At 39.3% G+C, this 22189-nt stretch carries 17 protein-coding genes and 1 pseudogene; 10 read left to right on the top strand and 8 right to left on the bottom strand.

Annotated features, from left to right (window positions below):
- Positions 1-668 precede the first annotated feature (668 nt).
- From R7Z50_RS16215 to R7Z50_RS16185, 7 genes and pseudogenes are all read right to left on the bottom strand, one after another.
- A complete protein-coding gene (locus R7Z50_RS16215) occupies positions 669-1766 on the bottom strand; it encodes a glycosyltransferase family 4 protein (RefSeq protein ID WP_186584516.1) in 1098 nt (365 codons plus the stop codon).
- Entirely contained in the window at positions 1767-3149 is a 1383-nt protein-coding gene (locus tag R7Z50_RS16210; RefSeq protein WP_186584517.1) for a hypothetical protein, read from the bottom strand.
- Between the two features lies 1 nt (position 3150).
- A complete protein-coding gene (locus R7Z50_RS16205) occupies positions 3151-4398 on the bottom strand; it encodes a lipopolysaccharide biosynthesis protein (protein WP_213905884.1) in 1248 nt (415 codons plus the stop codon).
- 158 nt (positions 4399-4556) lie between these two features.
- Positions 4557-5412: pseudogene (locus R7Z50_RS16200) on the bottom strand (polysaccharide biosynthesis protein); the annotation flags it as partial.
- Between the two features lie 44 nt (positions 5413-5456).
- On the bottom strand, positions 5457-6413 hold the full coding sequence (locus tag R7Z50_RS16195) for a Wzz/FepE/Etk N-terminal domain-containing protein (RefSeq protein WP_186584519.1): 957 nt from the start codon (positions 6411-6413) through the stop codon (positions 5457-5459).
- A 172-nt stretch (positions 6414-6585) separates the two neighbouring features.
- Entirely contained in the window at positions 6586-9288 is a 2703-nt protein-coding gene (locus R7Z50_RS16190; RefSeq protein WP_225477639.1) for an SLBB domain-containing protein, read from the bottom strand.
- A gap of 64 nt (positions 9289-9352) precedes the next feature.
- On the bottom strand, positions 9353-9871 hold the full coding sequence (locus R7Z50_RS16185; protein WP_047103814.1) for an outer membrane beta-barrel protein: 519 nt from the start codon (positions 9869-9871) through the stop codon (positions 9353-9355).
- Between the two features lie 404 nt (positions 9872-10275).
- Between R7Z50_RS16185 and R7Z50_RS16180 the strand changes: the two genes are divergently transcribed.
- From R7Z50_RS16180 to R7Z50_RS16135, 10 genes are all read left to right on the top strand, one after another.
- Entirely contained in the window at positions 10276-10497 is a 222-nt protein-coding gene (locus R7Z50_RS16180) for a hypothetical protein (RefSeq protein ID WP_005535462.1), read from the top strand.
- A gap of 68 nt (positions 10498-10565) precedes the next feature.
- On the top strand, positions 10566-11246 hold the full coding sequence (locus R7Z50_RS16175; protein ID WP_186584521.1) for a YjbF family lipoprotein: 681 nt from the start codon (positions 10566-10568) through the stop codon (positions 11244-11246).
- Positions 11243-12001, top strand: coding sequence for a capsule biosynthesis GfcC family protein (locus R7Z50_RS16170; RefSeq protein ID WP_186584523.1), 759 nt, complete (start codon positions 11243-11245; stop codon positions 11999-12001). The genes R7Z50_RS16175 and R7Z50_RS16170 overlap by 4 nt, the downstream gene beginning before the upstream one ends.
- Complete coding sequence (locus tag R7Z50_RS16165) at positions 11998-14190, top strand: YjbH domain-containing protein (RefSeq protein ID WP_225477637.1); 2193 nt, start codon at positions 11998-12000, stop codon at positions 14188-14190. The genes R7Z50_RS16170 and R7Z50_RS16165 overlap by 4 nt, the downstream gene beginning before the upstream one ends.
- Before the next feature lie 148 nt (positions 14191-14338).
- Positions 14339-15280, top strand: coding sequence for an ADP-glyceromanno-heptose 6-epimerase (gene rfaD / locus R7Z50_RS16160; RefSeq protein ID WP_005379462.1), 942 nt, complete (start codon positions 14339-14341; stop codon positions 15278-15280).
- A gap of 126 nt (positions 15281-15406) precedes the next feature.
- Positions 15407-16393, top strand: a complete 987-nt coding sequence (gene lpxM, locus R7Z50_RS16155) for a lauroyl-Kdo(2)-lipid IV(A) myristoyltransferase (protein WP_318149151.1) — start codon at positions 15407-15409, stop codon at positions 16391-16393.
- Complete coding sequence (locus R7Z50_RS16150; protein WP_053307407.1) at positions 16390-17112, top strand: glycosyltransferase family 25 protein; 723 nt, start codon at positions 16390-16392, stop codon at positions 17110-17112. Before lpxM ends, R7Z50_RS16150 begins: the two co-directional genes overlap by 4 nt.
- Complete coding sequence (waaF, locus tag R7Z50_RS16145; RefSeq protein WP_053303377.1) at positions 17109-18164, top strand: lipopolysaccharide heptosyltransferase II; 1056 nt, start codon at positions 17109-17111, stop codon at positions 18162-18164. Before R7Z50_RS16150 ends, waaF begins: the two co-directional genes overlap by 4 nt.
- A complete protein-coding gene (waaA, locus tag R7Z50_RS16140) occupies positions 18158-19414 on the top strand; it encodes a lipid IV(A) 3-deoxy-D-manno-octulosonic acid transferase (RefSeq protein ID WP_065275033.1) in 1257 nt (418 codons plus the stop codon). The genes waaF and waaA overlap by 7 nt, the downstream gene beginning before the upstream one ends.
- Before the next feature lie 75 nt (positions 19415-19489).
- Entirely contained in the window at positions 19490-20914 is a 1425-nt protein-coding gene (locus R7Z50_RS16135) for a hypothetical protein (RefSeq protein ID WP_065275032.1), read from the top strand.
- A gap of 228 nt (positions 20915-21142) precedes the next feature.
- Here R7Z50_RS16135 and pseI read toward each other — a convergent pair whose 3' ends face one another.
- A complete protein-coding gene (gene pseI, locus R7Z50_RS16130; protein ID WP_318149150.1) occupies positions 21143-22189 on the bottom strand; it encodes a pseudaminic acid synthase in 1047 nt (348 codons plus the stop codon).

Raw genomic sequence — 22189 nt, 5'->3', positions numbered from 1 at the left:
CATCAAAACTAAACCAGAAAGGAAGTCTATCTTTTTTATTTTGTTTTTAAACACAACAATAAACATTGAAAAAAACAAAGCTAGTATATATGTCCTAGAGCCAAGTAATATTGAAGAAATAGAAAAAACAACAAAGTACAGTAAGAATAAAAGGTATCTTTGGTAGATCAAAAGAACAATCGTAAACGTACAAATCAACATTGATACCACATTAGGGTTAACAAAACCTAATGATGACTTCAGAGTGAATAAGTGTGTACTTGGTTGCTTTAAAACTTCATTATCAAGGTCACCTATTAATGTAAAGAAGACAAAACAACCAAAGAATAGAATTAATAAAGTAGATACAATTCCTAAGTAGTGATGTAAGGAGCCTCTAGAAACTATAAATAGTGAAACAGAAAAAAGTATTAAAATTGAGATATCTAAGTACAATGTGTTTTTGGTGACAACAACTAAACCAAAAAGAATGAAGCTAATGATAAATAGCTTCTTGTATTGATATATATTTTTTAAATCTGTAAATGCAAAAATAATAAAAACAAGCGTTACTATATATCGTAAAGAAACAAATATCGGCTTGTATTCTTCAAAACTTAAAACATAACTAATCAAATTAGATACGTATAGGAATATGATAAGAAGTAACGATACAACCACATTAAATCTTATTTCAATACTTTTTCCAGCCATAAACTTTTTATACTGTCTTTACCATATTTTAATGAGGTTAATTTTCCACGACTTGAATAGTCTTTAATCTTACTAGGTGTTGAAATTAGGCTATAAATTGCCTCAGAAAGATTATCTACTGACTCAGCTTCGACAAGTTCTCCATTAAAACCATGTTCTATTATTTCAGAAGGCCCCGTTGGACAGTCAAAGGAAATTACCGCATTTCCAGCATTTTGAGCTTCAACAATAACAAGTCCAAAACCTTCAAACCGAGATGACAATACAAATACTTGAGATGATTGGTAATACGGCAATACATCTTTCACTGCACCAACAAATTCGATTCTATCACTAATGCCCAATATATTAGCTTGTTCTTTAAGTTCTGCTTCTAATGTACCACCACCAACTAATCGTAGTTTCCAATCTGGCACTCTATCCGAAATAAGTGAAAAGGCATTGATTAATAGATCAAAGCCTTTCTGTTGTTCCAACCGTCCTACACCAAGAACATACTTTGGTCTTTCCGTAACTGCCGCAGAGTCAGTGGTATTATCAGTTTTGCCTTCTAAGATGGAGACTGGATTGATAACCTTAATCGCTCGGCAATATTTATTGTATTTTTGTAAATCAGAATCAGTAAGAGCGAGCACTTTATAAGCAAATGGATACAAGGCTCGTCTTGCATATTGCCAAATTTTACTTGGTAAATCATGATGTATATGCTCGTAAGCAATAACTTTTTTATTCAAACCAAGCGTGGACAAAATGGTAAGGCAATTTGTAGAAGTCCAGTTTGTTACGATAAAGTCAGGATTAGCTTGTTTTATAATTTTCCTAGTTCTTAAAATTAGCTTTATGTTATCAAGCGTAAAATAAGATAAACCACTTAATTCATTATCATCTTTACAGAATCCAAGAGAATGGCGTTTGACAAAGCTTGGAACTTCAAAGAAGTCTTCGGTTTCACTTCTAATTGTAAGCAATTCACATTCTATATTTTTGTCATCTCCAAGAATATTTAGAAGAGAATGTACAACTCGATCAGTACCACCACAATGCATTGCATGGTTAACAAACATTATTTTCATTTATTGTTCCAATATTATATCTACTAAACCATCAATTCCTTTAGAGGTATCTTTATCTCTAAGATCGAAAGAGAAGTCGAAACATGCATTGTTATATGCCGCTACAAACTTAACATTATAATCAGAGTAGTCTTTATTTTCTGTTTCTAAGGAATCTAATAACTTGCGTATATCTTTATAAGAGTCAACCTTCTTGACTAGTGGGTGGTCTTCATAGAAGACTTCTCCAAATAATAGAACTGGAATATTAAGAAGAACTCCTTCATACCCTACCGTACTAGTCAGTGTTACTATTGCATCGCATTTCAACAGCAAGCTTTTAACGTTAACCTCTGGCCTAGTAAAGATAACATTAGGTAAATTAGCTATTTTTCTATAATAATCGTAGCTTTCAAAACCACTGGCAGAGATATGATCTTTAACTATTAAGAATTCATTTTCTCTTAAGGAAAAGGCGATATTTCTAATTACCTCTATCTCATCATAATGTTTTGCTAAAAGAGAAGTCGAAGATTCTGGGTGATAGTGTAATGGATATAAATAGTACTTACTATTAGGTTCAAATTTAACTTCGTTGCTGTATAACTTATTTATTCTTTTTTTATTGAAGACTCTAAAAACATCTCTAAGTCTGTACTTAACAGATGACTTCAAAGGTACTCCCATTTGAATCCCAACGCTATTTAGATATTTAAAATGTGTTATAAGGCTGCCGAATGACGGTTTTTTCTTGCTGAGAGTCGAACTCAAAGATATTTTAGATAAGCCATTGAACTTCATGTAGTCTGGTTGAATTGAAATTAAGTTATTTACATATTTAGAAGCGTAGTTAATATCTTCGTTGGTAAATTCATCATCTTCAATCCCTTGATTAATATGATGCTTTATTTCATTTCCGGTTATAGAAAAATAAGATTTACCAGGTAGTCGAGACGCAGTTATCCCCAAGTAACGAATGCCTAGATTTGTCGATACCTCAGCGGCAAGGTGTGCATAGCAGTTAGAAACGTTTTCATAGAAAGTGAAATCTGGATCGAAATCTTTCAAGTTATCTTCTAAGAATTTATACAAATGCTTTACTTCTTGCAGTCCTTTTTTTTGTTTAAATTCATCTTCAAATCCATAATAGCAGCCACGATCATAGTCTGGGTGCATTACCCAAGAACAGATCGAGTCTGGTAATTTAAAGCTTTGATCAATAATGTCATCATACTTACAAGTTACAACATTATTTAGCTCATCAGGTGAGAAGTATAAGTCACGAGAAAACTCATTAATGACTAAAAACCTAACATCATTTCCCTTTGCCATTAAAGCTTTACCAAGCTTGATGTAATACTTAGAAAATGCTGCTGTATTAATTAAAATAGCTATTTTTTTCATGTTAAAATTCTTTTTTAAAACCTTCTCTGACTTTCAACAACTTCATAATACCTGTAACGAGTGTTGAGACAAGTACTGCAAGGACAACCGTATTTATAGCAGATATACTATAGAAATCGCCAATTACTAAAACAACAATAAAAGATAATAAACTAAGAATGCTTATCATCATAATAGCTTTATCATAATTAAATGCGTAAATAACGTAATGAAAAATAGTTGAACTTGCCAATATAAAGTTTATAAGTAACAACCACCAAAAATATTCGATGTTATTGACATATTCATCTTTTCCAATAAATTCTATTAAGTAACCTAAAAATATATAAGAACCTAATGAAAAAACAACCAATATTGCTAAACACTGTATTAGCATCTTGATCATCTCATTCTTCATTAGTTGATTTTTACCGTCTTTATATAACTGTATTAACTTGGGGTAAGAGAATTGAAAGATTACCGAGTCACAAAAAGATAATAAAACACCGGCAAAACTTGAATAAAAGACATAAACACCTAGATCATTGAGCTGGTCAGTATATTCAAAATATGACTTATCTAAGACAAATATCGTCCTGACAGCAAGTGTACCTATAAAGAATACGGAACTGGTTTTAAAGACTTTAATCAACCAATTTTTGGTTAATTTTTCTTGCATTATATCGTTAATATTTACTTTTGTTGCCCTAAACAGAATATAACTTCCATATAATAATGAGAAAAAGCTACATAAGGCCCATAGACCAAGAACATAGATTAACTCTATCTTGGTTATGTTCAGGGCAACTACTACCGCTATGATATAACACCAAGATGAACTTCGAATAAAAAGTTGGATACCAGCTTTGAGCTGGTATTTTTTTGCAATTAACATACGACCAACTTCTTGGTTATAATGCTCAAGAAAACATAAAAGCACTATTATAGGTATATATTCAAATAAGGTATTTATTCCTTTTAATGCTACTAATGTTATCAATATTCCAGCAATTGATATTAATATTATTGCTTTTGAATGCTTAATAAATATGAGTTCATTTTCTGTTCTAATATACTCTCTCGTTGAATATGTATACAGATCACAACCGCAGAAATACATATAGTAAACTACGATTGACTGTATCAAGCCATAAATACCGAGCTCGTAAGCTTCAAGGCTTTTGGCCAAACAAATCATCAGTAAAAACTTAGATGCAAGTATAAGAACTTTGATTAACAGATTATAAATCTTATCAGTATTTAAATTCATCTAAAGACCAATTTTCAAAAATAATAGAGATTTTCCATTTATTATGTTTATTGATGTCACATAAGAATATAATACGTTAATAAATAATAAATAGAGAGGAAATAAAGATTGAATTTAAAGAGGTTCAAATATTGTGAATCTCTCCATTAATATTAAGACTAAAAAGTAAAGTTTGGATCAAGGTGTTCTTTAACTAGCGCACGTAAGCTTTCTACACCTTCCCACTCGGTGTTCGTACCTGAGTTATATTTAAAACCAAATGGTACTTTTTTCGCTGTATGATGTTTTGGATATTCTTCTTCCACGTACACAAATGATACCGAAGGTAAAATCGCATAATACTTACCAAGATCGATGGTATTTAAAGAATCTGTGTCTGTAATCATCTCTTCGTGCAGCTTTTCACCAGGGCAAATCCCAACGACCTTAGGCTTAATTCAGGAGCAACAGCTTCCGCAATATTTAGGATTTTGTAAGATGGAATTTTTGGAACGAAGATTTCCCCACCCAAGTGATTTTCTAAAGCGTACATAACCATATTTACGTCATCTTGTAATGAGATATTAAAGCGTGTCATATCTTCGTGGGTTATTGGCAAGATACCCTCTTCTCGTTTATTTAAGAAAAACGGGATTACTGAACCACGAGAGCCCATTACGTTGCCATATCGTACAACACGAAAGCGGATATCTTTAGAGCCTTTAATGTTGTTTGCAGCTGTAAACAACTTATCTGATGCCAGCTTCGTTGCACCATAAAGGTTAATAGATGCGCATGCTTTATCTGTGGAAAGTGTCACGACATCTTTTACACCGCACTTAAGTGCTGCATGAATAATCACATCCACACCTTCACAACCTTGGACATACGATTTTGGTCACGGACAGCGCCAATAAGAAGCGGAGCTGCGAAAACTCTTTTGTCGGATACTTTTTCTTCAGCTCAAACTGCTTCAATTCATCACGAAAAAAAGATAATAATTTTTTTAACTTCTGGATAACGCTCAAGAATAGTTTAAAAGTAACAGACCTAGCTAGAACGACTTCACTAGAAGTTTGCTATTTTCTGATCGCAAATCTAATTAGGACTAAACTAACACCTAATAAACCACCAAATAGGGCGCCTAATACACAAATCAGCGCTCGTTTAGGATCCGATTTAACCTCTGGGACTACTGCTGGGTCTACGACCTTAAAAACAAATTCCTCTTGAACTTCTGCTAACATGAGGCTTTTTGTTTGTTCTTCGATAAGCTTGTAAAAAGTACTTTGCATATCTGCTACCGCAGTTTTTTGTAACTGCTCATTAAGGTAAGCAAGGTTTTGAGAAGTTTCAGAGATTGTACGATCTCGCATCACATTGTTGATGTCAGTAATTAACCAATTTACCCATTGCTTTGCTATAAAAGGAGAGTAGTGTTTAACGGATACTGTATACAACCCTGTCTCTTTATCTTGATTAACACTAAATATATCTTCTCTAAATACATCATACGCTTCTTGCGCCGATGGCTTAGGACCTCTTAAACCATCAGGTTCACGAAGCCACTTTTTATTTGTCTCGTCATATATTTCATCATCCAGAATAAGCTCGTCATTACCTAAGTTCCAATCTTTTGCCGCCATCAAAGGTACCAGCAAGTCGTGATTTTTAACAAAGGAGTCAATAAATTTACGAGATCTCATCACCTGAACGGCGAGCTCCGTTTGTGATGAGTCACTGCTACCTAGATTTACACCCGCTAATGAAGCTAGACCACCAAACTGCCCAGCTAATTTTGACAGCCCCCCACCATTTGAACTCTCTGCAGGAGATAGTAGAGCATCCGCTCGATATATATTTGGTAAACTAAGTGAATACACCACTGCACCAATAGAGAACACAAAAGTTATGGCGATAATAATCCACTTACCTTTCCAGATAGCATGAAGCATTTCTTTGAGATCTGCTTCTCCTGCATTTACTTCGTATGGGAAATCATCTTGATATTTGTCGGGATATTTTTTTTGATTCATATGTATTGTGTTATGAATTAAGAGTTTACCTTCTACAAAAACATATTTTTCGTCTTAGTCAAAAGGAATAAGGAGAAGAAAGTATTAAAACAAAGTGGCCCCTCATCAAGAAGAGCCAACTTTACTTTAGTGTTTAGAAAGACTTAGGCCAAGCTTTGGTCTTATTGAGTTTCTATTTTAGAGCATTAATCGCCACACCAGTTTGATAAAGTATCTGCGTTGCAGCTGTCCATGTACTTAACGCATCGCGGTAGTCAGTGTCAATTGGTACGACAATTGTGTCACCAGCCTTTAGCTCTTCTTTATTATTTCCAAACCAGTAGCCAGATGAAGGCTTATAAACAGAACCATCTGCACGTACTACAAAAATACGGTCTTCGTCCGCTTGCTTTTTCGCACCACCAGCTTTATTCAGATAATCATCAACATCGAGTTTGTTATCCAACAAGTAGGTAATTGGAACCTGAACTTCTCCCATGATTGAGACTGTGTTGCGGAAGGTCGGCACAAAGAGGAAGTCTCCATCTTCTAGCATAAAGTCTGCTGAACGCTCGCCTTTTAAAATACGGTTTAGCTGTACCACCATACGACCAAGTGCTTTACTGCGACTTGCTTCCTCTACAAACGCTAACGTTTTCTCTGGGTCAGAAATTACAGAACCTATATTGCTATCTGCTCGGAACGTCTTCTTCGCTGTTTCTTTTCGCATATCTGCGGCGTATTGATTTAAGAGCTTCTGCTCTTGTAAGCGTAATGCTTCACGCGTAAATATTGCTCCTTGAGGGTGAGCAAACTCGGTTAGACCGCCCGCTCGCTCCAGTAACTCGTTCAGAGTTTCACCTTGACGCACGGTATAGGTTCCAGGGAAACGAACTTCACCCTGTAAAGTGACTGTACTTTGTAGCTTCACATTTGGCTTTTCTAGGATGTTCAAACGATCTCGGCCTACGATAATTGCATCGTCCGAAGCACTGCCTTGGATTGCTTTACGCAAATCAATACGTTCAACATCAATATACGCACGCTCATCCGCACTATTAATAGCGGTTCGCGCTAGTTCTGCATTAATTGTGAATGCGTTGTAAGTCAAACCACCAGCAGCTTCAATAAGCGTTGATACCGTCATTCTTGGAGTGATCGGGTAGCGTCCTGGGTGCTTCACTTCACCAAAGACTTCAGCAATTTGAGGGGCTAGCCCCAAACGAGACTGTTGCTGAAGTTGTAACAACACTGGGGCAAGTAAAGTGCGACGAGTATTTTGCTTCAGCTTTTCAAAGTCTTCCTCTGTAATCTCTTTACCACGGAAAATGATTTTAACTGGTTTATCCAGCTGAGTTGTGTTCTGGTTGACGACCATACCGTCTGCAGAATGCGAAACGGCAACAGAAGAGCTCATCACTTCTTGTTCTTTCTGTTGTTCTAGCTCAGCTTGCTCTTGCGCTTGTTCTAGCGTTTTTGCTTTTGAAACAGACTCTTGCGTTGCTAATGTATCCAAGTCTTCGTTATTAAAGCGGTTGAAAACCAATATACGGTCTCGTGAGTGTAACTTAATGTTGTCTTGGCTACCTGGTGATAGAATCGCGTTAGCTAAGCTTAGTTGGAACACTTCAATATCACGCTGTGGATTAATCTCTCTTACCACAACCGCATAGTTAACATCAGCTGTAGAATTAAAAGCTGAGTCAACAGATTTGAAAAGATCGGCAACACGAAGGCCATTGCGCCATTCCACATAGCCAGGATGACGAACATCCCCCTCTATCTGCACGTAACGAGTAAGCTCTTCGCTTTTTTTCAAGATCTTGATGGCGTCGCCATTTTTAACTTTACTCTGTCGATCTTGCGTTTTATTGAAATCAAGCGTCAGAGCCTCACGAGTGCCATGTGAAGCATAGCGTTTTATCTCCAATTGCTCGGCATGGGCATTCGCAGTAAAACCACCAGCCATCTGAATAAGTTGCTGGTATGTTTCACCTTGCTTGACTTCATAAATTGCAGGACGGTTGATCTCGCCTTCTATAGACACTGTATCGTTAACAGAACCAATTAAAACAACATCATCCGGTAGTAAGCGCACATCATTACTTGCATCACCTTTTAGTAACAGGTCATACATATCCAACTTACGAATGATTTTCCCATCACGCTTTAGCTGAATATCTCGCAGCGCTCCACTTTCACCAAAGCCGCCGCTGTAATAGATAGCTTGTGAAATTGTCGTCAATGCGCTAACCGTGTAGGCTCCTGGTTTATATGCATCCCCCATGACAAACACTTGCATGGTACGCAGTTCGCCCAATGAGATATCACTGCGCACACCAATCATTTGTTCTTTTACTCGTTGAGTCAGGGAGTCACGTACATCGGAAAAGTGCATGCCAGCAACATTTACTGGCCCAAGTGAAGGGAAGTTGATTGTGCCCGCACGATTTACGCGTAAACGATGCGTTTCATTCTCCTTACCAAACAACTGCACAATGATTTCATCGCCAGCCCCCACGGTGTAATTTGCTGGCACAGGAACATCACTGATCGGAGCAAAAGTGCTTGGAGAACCAGCAAAAAGATCTAAACCAAAGCGTTTAAGCTCTTCCTTCTCGTCTTTTTTGAGCCATTGTTCCTCTATATTAGAAGATACAGCGCCACTAGATTCAGCCCTAGGTTTGATTACTTGCGGGTTTTCGTAAGGAGACTTGTTTGAAGATGAACTAGAAGGACTGGAGAAACCATATTTACTCGCCAAGGCCTGTTGTTGGTCGGCGGGTAGATTTTGAAACATTTTTATTTGTTCTGGAGTGGGTGTTTGTGCCATCGAATAAGACGCAAACGTACTTGCCAATATAAAAGCGGCAATAGAGAAATATCCTTTAAACATGGTATGTCACTATAATAATTGAATAAAAGCCCCTAGCCCCAAGTTTGAGCTATAGGTATTTAAATTAGAATCGGTGCTGAAAACCCAGTGTAATCGAGTTAAGGCGAACTTGGTCTTCAGAGACGTTATCAACGAACTCAAATATCACCGCGCTTTGGTTGTTTAAAGCGTAGTGCATACCTAACCCAAAACTAAATCCTTGTTCTTTGTGAGAACCTACATTTTGTAGATCGAGCTGAACGCTTGAATACCCAGCTAAACCATAAAGTGCAACTCGCTCTGAAACTGGCATATTCAACTTAACAAAGCCGCTCAAAACGCTATCAACGGCAAGACCGCTGTCACGTTGAACTGATGTCCCATAACGCCCTTCTAAGCCGATATAGTCATTAAAGAAATAACCAGCTTGCGCACTAAGAAGAAAAGGACTCCCCTCTTTTACGGACTCAGAAGACGAGCTTTTCAATTCTGCATTTGAGTAGCTCACTAACGCACCAGCATAAAAATCGGCTGACGCTGAAAAAGAACTCAGGCTTAAGCCCAGTGCACTAAGTATTCCTAAACAATGCTGCTTTCTTATCACGTAAAAGTCCCTAGTACTGGTAATAATATGGACTGCCAAAGCAAAGTTAAGTGTGCTATGCAGGCCATTAAATACTGAAGAGTTGGCACGCTACCGCCCTGAGGCGTTGAGCGTAAGCCACTGTATCGCTTTCTATATGGTGTAAGTAAAAACGACCTATTGACTCCAAACCTCTAGTCCTGGAGGAAATAGGCCGACAAATTATGCACTCTTGATAGTTTATCAGCAAGCAAGGGAGCAAGATAACCGCACAATGTCACGCTGGTGTTAGAAATGAGATCGTAAGCCATAGCAAAATAAGAAACTATTTACATGCTAAGGCTTTTTTATCTAGAATATAATTTGGAGCATTTTTTATGCTACCAAACATCGATGTTTTTATACCGGATATACAAGGATTAATAATGAAGAATACAGCTCTAGCTATTCTTATGGCTCTAAGCGCATCAACTGCATTTGCAGCAGAAGAAGCAGGTTCAGCAGGCGCAGCTTCTGCATCTGCAACAGGCACAACAGCTGTAGCAGTAGGTGCAGCAGCAGCGGTAACTGTAGTAGCAGTTGCAGCGTCAGATAGCGACTCAACATCTACTTCAACATCTACTTCTACTTCTACTTCTACAAACTAATTTCGTTTTGTAGATAGAAGATAATCGCCCTGAATGACTCAGGGCGATTTTATTTGTAAGAGGGAATAATGAATATCTTCCGAACGTCTAAATGGATACAACCACTCCTCACTCTTCCGCTACTAAGTTTATTCTTTGGCTGCACACAGAAATTCAATGATGTTTCAGCAACCGTCCAAGAAGCGTACGGTAACTACATTGATGTAGAGATGACACCAGAAGAAATAAATGCTGTTCCATATGCCAGTGCCTACTTGAAACTTGGAAATCAAAAACAGGTGTTTGTTGTTTTAGCTTTCGCGGAACGAAACCCACTCAGTGGTAAAAAACAACTAAAATGGGTAAGCGCCGATAAAGCAATGCTCGTTACGGAAAATGGACATATTGTCAAAACGATTGGTCTACAGAGTGGGGACTTAGCGGGCGTTTACGGTGACGTTCCAGATTTTTCTTTAGATTCAACCTCTGTCAACTACGCACTCTCATACGATTGGGCGACACAATACCGTTATGGCTTTCCAGCAAATGTAACGCGCTCTTACTCAGGCCAAGAAACGTTAACAACACCTATTTCTAGCACTATAACCAACGTATATAGAGAAGTTGTTGAGTTTAGTAGCCTTTCTCGAGCGGTCGAAAACTACTATTGGGTCAATGAACAAGGTCAGGTCGTTAAAACCTTACAACACCTAGGGCCAAATATGATTCCGGTTGAGTTAACCATTTTGAAGGGATATAGCAAATCATGAGCAAGCAACTACTCACATTACTCGGTTTGGTCATGCCGCTTTTGAGCATGCCTAGCTTCGCTCAAACAGAAACCTCTGCTATGCAACCATTAAATGTTGAATTGCTAGAAGCAGGCAAACGGCTACAATTTCAAGGGCCGGCTCGTTTAGAAAGTGTGTTAGCACTTGCTAGGGAGCAAAGCGTCTCTCTGCAATACTCTCTTGGTACCACTTTGTTTGATAAATCGGAACGCGCCGAGAAAACTTCTACCGCTTTAAAGAACTCGGTGCTCAATCAAATGATTCAACACAATTTGGTCGCACATCCATTCTACAAGTTCATTCAGCAGCAAAGCTTTGCACCGCGTTTACTGTCTGCGATAGATGTTGATAAAATTCGACTAAATAAATTCGACAACCCACTGTTGCGCGGCAATTTCCTTCTCGCAAGCCCTCTACGCGAAGAAAAAGTGTATTACCTGGGAAACTTAAATAGTGTGTATTCCATTAAGGAGCAGGCAGGCATCCCTTTGCAGAGACAGTTAGAGAATTTGAAAAGTAACATTGGTACGTTATCAACACCGCCAGTGTTGATCTACCCAGATGGTCACGTAGTTAAGCCGCATCACGGAGCTTGGTTAACAACACAATATTACTTACCACCTCTGACATTGGTATATATTCCGTTTGGTGAACTTGAATACTCGGAAATGGACCAAGACATTGTCCGCCTACTCACTCAACTGATACCAAATTCCACAAAGAGACCGCAATGATGCCAATTAGAAAAAGCTTAACCCTTTATTTAATGGGCCCAGCATTGGTTTGGGCTCAAGACATGCCCTTTGAGGCTCCCACGTTACAGCCTTCTCAGTCTGACTTTGGTGGTGTTGGCTTAATGCAGATGCCAACCGGACGTATGGCCCCTGAAGGGGAATTCAACTTTTCTGTCACAGGTAGTAATGAGTACCTGTTTTATAATGCAACATTACAAATTATGCCTTGGTTAGAAGCGACTATTCGTTATACAAGAGTAGCCTCAATACCGTACGACCCAACTTTTCCTAATGTTGATAATGAGTACACTGATAAAGGTATAGATTTCAAAGTTCGATTACTCAAAGAATCTCAGTATATTCCGGAACTATCTCTCGGTGTGCGAGACTTTGCTGGTACAGGCCTTTTCGATGGGGAATACATAGCAGCCACCAAGCGTTACTCTAATCCAAGCTTAGGTACTTTTGATTTTACTCTCGGTATGGGATGGGGTTCATTAGGTACGCGTGACAATGTATCTAATCCAGTTTGTAAATTATCAGATCGATTTTGTGAACGTCCTGCTGATTTTTTAGAAACAGGTGGCACAACCAACTTTGATAGAACATTCAAAGGGCCTACGGCATTATTTGGTGGTGTGGAATATCAGACATTACACGCCCCTCTTCGTTTCAAGCTTGAGTACGATAGTAATGATTATAGCAAAGATTTACCTGTGGTAAGCGGTGGCGTAGATATGTCTCCCCACACGCCATGGAACTTTGGTGTGCTCTACCGTATCGGAATGGCCGACTTTCGTTTAAGTTATGAACGCGGCGACACGTTGGTCGCGGGCTTAACGCTAAACACTAATTTCAATGACATGCCATCATTCTGGCGAGACACACCAACACCAGAAATCGAAGATAGCCAGCCTGAAGAACTGTCTGATGTTGATTGGGAACGTGTAACAGAAGGTTTAGACAAAATTGCTGGTTACCAAAACACGCGTATTTATGTTGATGACAGTACAGTAACTGTCGTTGGTGAGCAGAAGAAATATCGTGACCGTACAGAGGCACACGAAAAAGCGGCGGCTGTACTTCACAATGAAATGCCTGACGATATTGATACCTATGCGATCAATGAACGCAGCCGAGGCTTAGTCGGCGAACAAACGATTATTTCCAAGGAGAAATATCGCGACTTTGCCCAAGTTAATTACATCAACCCCAAAATAGAAGGTGCAACCGCAAAAGCTAGCAATAAGTCAAGTGGAGAATCTGTCTATGATGGTTTTAAACGTTTTGATTGGGGCTTTGCACCTAAACTAGTTCAAACTCTCGGAAACGCTGAAGATTTCTATCTCTTTAGTGTAGGGCTAAGCGGTAATGCCTCATACTGGCTGACGGACAACCTTGAAATTGGCGGTTCGTTATACTGGGATTGGTATAACAACTACGATAAGTTTATTTATGTCACTCCACCTGATGGCACTACCGTTCCTCGTGTTCGCACCATGTTCCGCGCTTACCAAAATGAACATGCTGTAACCATGTCAAACTTACAATTGACTTGGTTCCAAGAGTATTCCGATACGATGGATCAGCAATTCTACGCGGGTTATCTGGAGAGCATGTTTGCCGGAGTTGGTACCGAGTTTCTTTACCGACCGCAAGGAGCTAACTGGGCGATTGGCGCTGACGTCAACGTAATTTCTCAACGTGATCCACAAAGTTACTTCGGTGTTTACGACGAGAAATGGCAAAACGTGCCAGAATATGGACGTCCGTTCCAAGTTATTGATAAAGGCTTCACTGGTTTTGTATCTGGTTACTACTACCCTCAATGGGAATTCCTACAAGATTTGATGATCCAAGTCGATGTTGGTCAGTTCCTAGCTGGCGATGTTGGTACACAAATCAATGTTTCTAAGCAGTTCAAGAGTGGCGTAATTGCTGGCGCCTTTGCCTCATTTACAGACTTGTCTGCGGATGAATTTGGTGAAGGTAGTTTTACCAAAGGTTTCTACTTGTCGATTCCATTTGACATCATGACCGTTAAGCCAAGCAACAATCGTGCGAACTTTAGTTGGCAGCCTCTTACTCGTGACGGAGGACAGAAACTCGGACGTAAATACAGCTTGATTGAGTTGACCGACGAGCGAAATCCTTGGTATCAAAGGCCTAACCGTTCGGATGTGGAATAATAAAGTAATCAAGGGAGCTGCGGCTCCCTTTTTCATATCTAGATACTGAGTCATAGAAGACTCAAACCTATCTTCCTGCTTCCAATAGCGCTACTTTTCGTTTCTTGCTAGAATTCCTGAGAAAATTTTAATCTATGGTGGAAGTTCTATGATCATCGTAACTGGTGGCGCTGGCATGATCGGCAGCAACATTGTTAAAGCACTAAACGAAGCTGGTATTAACGATATCCTGGTTGTCGACAACCTAAAAAATGGCAAAAAGTTTAAGAACTTAGTTGATCTGGACATCACAGATTACATGGATCGTGACGACTTTCTGACCCAAATTATGGCGGGCGATGATTTTGGTCCGATTGAGGCAATTTTCCACGAAGGTGCTTGCTCTGCAACGACTGAGTGGGATGGTAAGTACATGATGCTAAACAATTACGAGTACTCTAAAGAGCTGCTGCATTACTGTTTAGATCGCGAGATTCCATTCCTATACGCTTCTTCCGCAGCCACTTACGGCGATACAGAGACTTTCGTTGAAGAACGCGAATACGAAGGCGCACTGAATGTATACGGTTACTCGAAACAGCAGTTTGATAACTACGTTCGTCGCCTATGGCAAGATGCTGAAGAACATGGTGAGACCCTTTCTCAAATCACCGGCTTCCGCTACTTCAACGTATATGGCCCACGTGAAGACCACAAAGGTAGCATGGCATCAGTTGCATTCCACCTAAACAACCAACTTAACGCAGGTGAAAATCCTAAATTGTTCGCGGGCAGCGAATCATTCAAACGCGACTTCGTTTACGTTGGTGATGTATGTAAAGTAAACCTGTGGTTCTTAGAAAACGGCGTATCAGGCATTTTTAACTGTGGTACTGGCCGTGCTGAATCTTTTGAAGAGGTAGCAAAAGCAGTTATCAAGCATCATGGCAAAGGCCAAATTGAAACCATCCCATTCCCTGAGCACCTAAAAGGCGCTTACCAAGAATTCACACAAGCGGATCTGACCAAACTGCGCACCGCAGGTTGTGATGTTGAATTCAAGACAGTTGCAGAAGGCGTTGCCGAATACTTAACTATCCAAAACAGTTAAGCACCACAAGGTGGTAGAACCATAACCTGCCACCTTTACTCAAGTGCAATAGCCTGTATCATTCCTAACTATCTTTTTCTCATTTAAACCACTTCGCCCGTACACGAATAGGTAACTAGACACGCCATGACAATAAAACGTGATGACTTCGACCCCAAAGCATATAACCCTGAGTTTAAGCGCCACTTTCTGTCGCCTAAGTACTGGGGCACGTGGTTAGGTGTTATCTTATTTTTACCGTTATCATTAATGCCACTGGGTTTACAAAAGTGGTTGGCGAAAACCATAGCCAAAAAACTGTCTAAATCCCACAAAGGTCCAGCTCATCGAGCGAGGGTTAACTTTGAGCTGTGTTTTCCGGAAAAATCGTTCCAAGAACGTGAAGCTTTGATAGAAAAAACACTCTACACAGCGGCCATGTTCTTTTTTCGCTTCGGGTTACTAAGTTTACGCTCACCAAAATGGCTTCAGAACCGTTGCCAAATTCGCGGCCTAGACACTTTACGACAGCACATTGATAGCAACGAAAATGTAATTTTAATGGTTCCCCACTCTTGGGCTATTGATGTGCCTGCTATCTTGCTCGCTTCAATGGGAATGCCAGTTTCTGCAATGGCGAAGAAGCAAAAGAATGATGTTGCTGACTGGCTGATGCACAAGCAAAGGGTCCAATACGGTGGTCGTGTTTATGAACGCTCAGGTGGCATTAAGCCTTTTCTGAAATCCATTCGAGATGGCTATGTAGGGTATTATCTACCCGACCAAGATCACGGCCCAGAGCATAGTGTGTTTGTAGATTTTTTTGCAACACGTAAAGCAACGCTACCTGGTTTAGGCAAAATTGCGAAACTATCACGCTCAAAAGTACTGCCTCTATTTGCGTCGATGAACACTGAAGATGGTACGTTTGATATTGAGATTTTACCAGCGTTTGAGCTGGATAAAGGCGAAGAGCAAGACGCTCGTACCTGTAATGAAGCCATTGAATATTTTGTCGGTGATAAACCCGAACAATATATGTGGGTACTACAGTTGCTGCACTCTCAAGAAGGCGGCAATAACTATTACAATTTGTTTAAACCAAGATATAACAGCGACTGGAAAGTGCAGTGAAAGTATTTGTCGTAAGCTTGGCTCGATCGCTGGATCGCCGAGAACGTATTGAAGAAAAGTTAAAACAACAAGGCATTACGTTTGAATTTTTTGATGCAATAGATGGCTCTGTTGACCGTTTTCTTCATTCAGAAAAAAGTCGTCCTACCATTACTCTACGCCGCAAAGGGTATCAATTAAAAACCAGTGAAGTCGCCTGTTTTGCAAGCCATTACGAGTTGTGGGTTCGCTGTGTTGAGCTTGATGAACCGATCGTCATCTTAGAAGACAACGTCGACCCCGTCGAAGGGCTGAAGCAAGTACTCGAACATACCCTTCCATTGACTTCTAATTATGACTACATCAAGTTGTCTGCCACTCAGAAGCGTGTATTCACCCCAATCGTACCTATTGATGATAATCATATGCTAGGGGGATACTCAGCAGGCACTTGTGGTACCACCGCTTATATCGTCACACCTAAAGCAGCCTCAAAGTTTGTTATGCATGCTCAAGAGTTTATTGAACCAGTCGATGACTACATGGAAAAACCATGGAGACATGGTGTTCAAGTTTACAGCGTGTCTCCAGATCTCTTTACTAGAGCAGAGATTGCTTCGACGATTGGTGGTAAAAGAAAAGATAAATCCAAAATGACTCTTGCGAATAAAATATACGCTGAACTTTTTAGAACTTATGAGTCAATTTTGAAATTCCTATACTGGAAAAACAAAGCATGAAGATTTTAGTCATTGGCCCTGCATGGGTCGGCGATATGGTAATGTCGCAATCGTTATATATTGTATTAAAGCAACGCCATCCAGATAGCCAAATTGACGTTATCGCTCCAGGATGGTGTAAACCGATTCTTGAGCGTATGCCAGAAATCCATCAAGCGATTGAAATGCCTATCGGTCATGGTGAGTTTAACTTATTAGGCCGCAGGGAAATTGGCAAATCATTACGTGAAAAGCAATATGACCACGCCTATATCTTGCCTAAATCAGCGAAATCAGCACTGATCCCATGGTTTGCCAACATTCCTCTTCGTACTGGCTGGAAGGGAGAAATGCGCTATGGTTTATTGAATGACTTACGCCCTAACATGAAGTCTTTTCAGTATATGGTAGAGCGCTATGTAGCGTTAGCTTATCCAAAAGCAGAAATGGTGGATTCTAACTCTCTTGGCGGGCTTGAAACTTTACCTCGCCCACGCCTTGCAATCAACGAAGCAGAGCAACAAGCCACGATCAAAAAGTTCAACTTAGCCCAAGACCAACCAATTATTGGACTGTGCCCAGGAGCAGAGTTTGGTCCTGCCAAAAAATGGCCCGAAACACACTACGCTGAAGTTGCGACGCAAATGGCTCATTCTGGACATCAAATCTGGTTGTTTGGTTCTCAAAAGGACTTAGAGACTTGTAACAATATTCGCGCACTTGTTCCGACGCAATTCCATGAGCACATTCATGTTCTGGCAGGCCAAACCAGCTTAATTGAAGCAGTCGATCTCCTTGCTGCATGTAAGACTGTTGTCGCGAATGACTCAGGCTTAATGCATGTGGCAGCTGCGGTTGGTTGTAATGTTGTTGCCGTTTATGGCTCAACTTCACCGAAGTACACCCCCCCACTCGCAGAAAAAGTGGAGATTGTTCATACCGATATTGATTGTCGCCCTTGTTTCCAGCGTGAATGTCAGTACAAACACCTTAAGTGCTTGACAGAACTTTCGCCTAAGCAAGTGCTAGATAGTATCCAAAAACTTGACGCCATTACGATAAGCTCATGTTAGTTCGCATTATTTATACCTTACTACTCGCCCTAGCGTCACCGCTGCTTTTATTTGGTTTGTACAAGAGCAAACCAAATAAGCCTAAGTTCGGCTCTCGCTGGAAAGAGCACTTTGGCATAACCCCCAAGTTAAAAAGCAACGACAAACCTATTTGGATACATGCCGTATCTGTTGGTGAAAGCATAGCAGCAACACCTTTAATCAAAGCCCTTAAGGAACAAAACCCCGAACAATCTATTCTAGTTACAACAACAACAAGTACGGGAGCTGAACAGATTGCTAAGTTGGGTGATTTAATTGAACACCGCTATATGCCAATTGACTTTGGGTTCGCTATCAAAGGTTTTCTTAAAGCAGTGCAGCCAAAACAGATGTTGATCATTGAGACTGAGCTGTGGCCAAACACGCTTCACAATGTTCACAAAGCGGGTATCCCTATAACTGTCGTGAATGCGCGCCTATCTGAAAAATCGTGTCAGAACTACGCCAAAATACAGCGGCTTTTTAACCAGCTTCATCCATGCCTAACTCAAGTACTCTGCCAAACGGATTCAGATGCAGAGCGCTTCGAACGCTTAGGCGTTGAGAAAAAGAAACTATCCGTTACTGGCTCGATTAAGTTCGATATTCAAATATCAGAGCAAGTGAAACAGCAAGGACAGCAGCTTCGAGCCCAATTTGGAAACGATCGTCCGATTTGGATTGCAGCTAGCACCCACAAAGGCGAGGACGAACAGGTATTAGATGCACATAGACAAGTTTTAAAATCTCATCCAAATGCTTTACTCGTTTTGGTTCCTCGCCATCCAGAACGATTTGATGATGTATTCACGCTTTGCCAACAGCAAGGCTTTAACACTGTGCGTCGTACTTCAACGCATGCAGTAGAGACGGATACTCAAGTATATCTCGGCGATACTATGGGTGAGATGCTAACGTTGATGGGCGCAGCGGACATCTGCTTTATGGGTGGAAGCCTAATTGGAGATAAGGTTGGTGGTCATAATGTGCTAGAGCCTATTGCACTCTCTAAACCAACTATCAATGGACCAAGCTACTTCAACTTTATAGAAATAATAAATAGTCTTCGTGAATGTAAGGCGATCTACCTAATTGATGATTTTACATCCTTAGCAGAAACAATACTAATCATTCTATCATGTAACACAGCGTCAAAAAGTGTTCATAGAGCTAACTTGTGGCTAAAAGAAAATAAAGGCGCATTAAATAGAACTCTTAACAAAATATAAGTATCTAATATAAAAATTCAACCCCATTATTAATGAACAACTCTTTTCTAGTTTTTATCGTATTTGAGAGGCAAAATGACTAATAAAATCTTAGTCCAACTTCCAATTGGAGCTCATAGTCCAAACCTAGAAATAACGCTTAGCTATACTAATGAACTGATTAAGCAAGGTAATGATATTACGATATTAACTTGCTCGGGTTCCGATGATAGCTGCTTATACAATCCTCTAGGCCTTCCATCTACCTGCCGTTCTTGTAAACGTCGGACTCGAGAAGCGTTGTCTCACCTTATCGGTGGCTATAAACACGAGGAAACTTTAGGATTAAGAAGTTATAAATTTAACTACCATTCCACTGAAGAACTAAAAGCTATTAAATATAAAGGTACAAATGTGGGCTACTCAGCCTTATCTAGTTATGCATCTCTTACACGTAGTGTTGATATTGACTATAGTAATAAAAAAACTAGATTAATTATAGATAAATATCTGTCTACTGCCTGTAAGCTAACCGATTCTGTTGTGCAGTTACAACAACATTTTTCATTTGATAAGTTCGTATTATTTAACTCTCGTTTGAATACTTATCGTAGTTTTTTTGATTTAGCAAAAATAAAAAATATCCCAGTTACTGTTGTTGAGTTAAACTTTAGCAAAGACAATGCAATGATTTTTGAAAATGCAATGCCTCATGATATTGCATATAATGGATATTTAGTAGAAAGCTTGTTTAAAAATCTGGGCTATGCAAAGACTGAACAAAGAGCGATAGAATTCTTCAATAATAGAGCAAAATCACTATTTAGCAATGAAGAGTCTTATACCAAACAGCAGAATAAAGACCTCTTACCTGACAACTGGGATCCAAAAAAAAAGAAGATCGCTATATTCAATAGTTCAGAAGATGAATTTATGGCCATTGGAGGAAGCTGGGAAGAAAACAGATTATTTAAAAACCAATATGAAGGCCTTACGTTTATTTCTAATTACGCGAAGGATCATAATATTATTTTCTATCTTAGGATTCACCCAAATCTTCGTGGCACTCAAAAATCTTACCTAGAAAAACTATTGGCACTAAAAAGTGATAACTTTGTTGTAATTCCACCTGAAAGTAAAATTTCAACTTATAATCTAATGTATAATTGCGATGCAATTATAACATTTGGTAGTAGTATTGGTGTAGAGGCGACATACTGGAGCAAACCATCAATCCTATTAGGTAACTGTTTCTATCGGCATTTAAATATAACTTACAACCCAACATCAACCAAAGAACTAATTACCTTAATAGAAAGCGATTTGGAGCCAATAGATAATAAATTAGGTTGCCTAAAAATGGCAAGCCATATGATAAATCCAGGATTCAAGGTTCACGGATATTCGTTTAATAACAAGAAAGGCTATATAAATGGCAAAGAAATAAAAAGGAAGAAGTCTCTACTACAAAAAATAGAGAGTAAATATACAAAATATTACTTAAAATCAATAAAATCGTAGTTCTACTTTTTAACCAAACATAAGCAATGCTCAGCTAGGTATTGCTTATGTCTAGACTAGAAAATAAAAACTCATCATTAAAGCACTTAAATCCTCTTTAATCGTCTTACCTTTCAATCTATTACTACTTTCTAAAAATCACACACTACTTTTAAAGTATAGATAGGAGTGTGTGATTTTTTACTCGCTATTAGAATATAAAAAGAGGATTGAACTTAGTTATAACCGTTAGATAAGTTCAAAAGAGACTGGAGTTCCACGACTAATATTCTTTTTTACAGTTTTTCCAATCACTTCATCATAATACTTTGGTGCTAGACCAAATCCGGGACGAATACTACGAACATGTTCTGGCGTTAATATTTCGCCCTCTTTAATATCTTTCACAATGTAAAGAGAGCGACGAAACTTCACATTACCTTTTTCCGCTTCAGTTCTTTCATAATTAACCTTACCAAGAGCTTGCCACGCTGTTTTCGTATCTTTACACAATGCCTGTAACTCTAGAGGCTCCAGTGAGAAGCTATCATCAGCGCCACCACCATTGCGATCCATTGTTACATGCTTCTCAATTAAGCAAGCACCAAGGGCGATAGATGTCACTGCTGTCGCGTTATCAATAGTGTGGTCAGATAAACCTGAAAGAACATCAAAACGCTCGGCAATATCTGCAATCGTTCTTAGATTGTATTGGTCTGCAGGTGCAGGGTAACCACTGACACAATGAAGCACAACCAACTCCTGACAACCATTATCTTTTGCTGTCTTAATAGCTTCAGCAATCTCTTCTTGATTCGCCATTCCCGTTGAAATGATCATTGGCTTGCCTGTTTGGGCAACGCGTTTAATAAGAGGTAGATCAATCACTTCAAACGAAGCAATCTTATAAGCCGGAGCATCGAGTTCTTCCAAAAGCTCTACTGCGCTAAAATCGAAAGGAGAACTAAAGATAGTAATACCTAACTCTTGAGCTTTTTCGAATAACGGCTTATGCCATTCCCATGGCATATGAGCATCTTTATATAACTCATACAAAGTCTGCCCATCCCATAAACCACCATGAATTTGAAACTCTTCAGAGTCACAATCCATAGTAATAGTTTCATGAGTATAGGTTTGTAATTTTATCGCGTCTGCACCCGCCTTCTTCGCTTCTTCCATGATTTGGAAAGCACGATTAATATCCCCATTATGGTTAGCGGATAATTCTGCGATGATATAAGGAGGGAAGTCTGGCCCAACTTTACGGCCGTCAATGGTAATAAATGGTTTCAT

It is taken from the genome of Vibrio sp. 1249-1, assembly GCF_033340495.1.
Note: the sequence above shows the minus strand (reverse complement) of the source record. Positions and strands in the feature narration are given on the sequence as shown.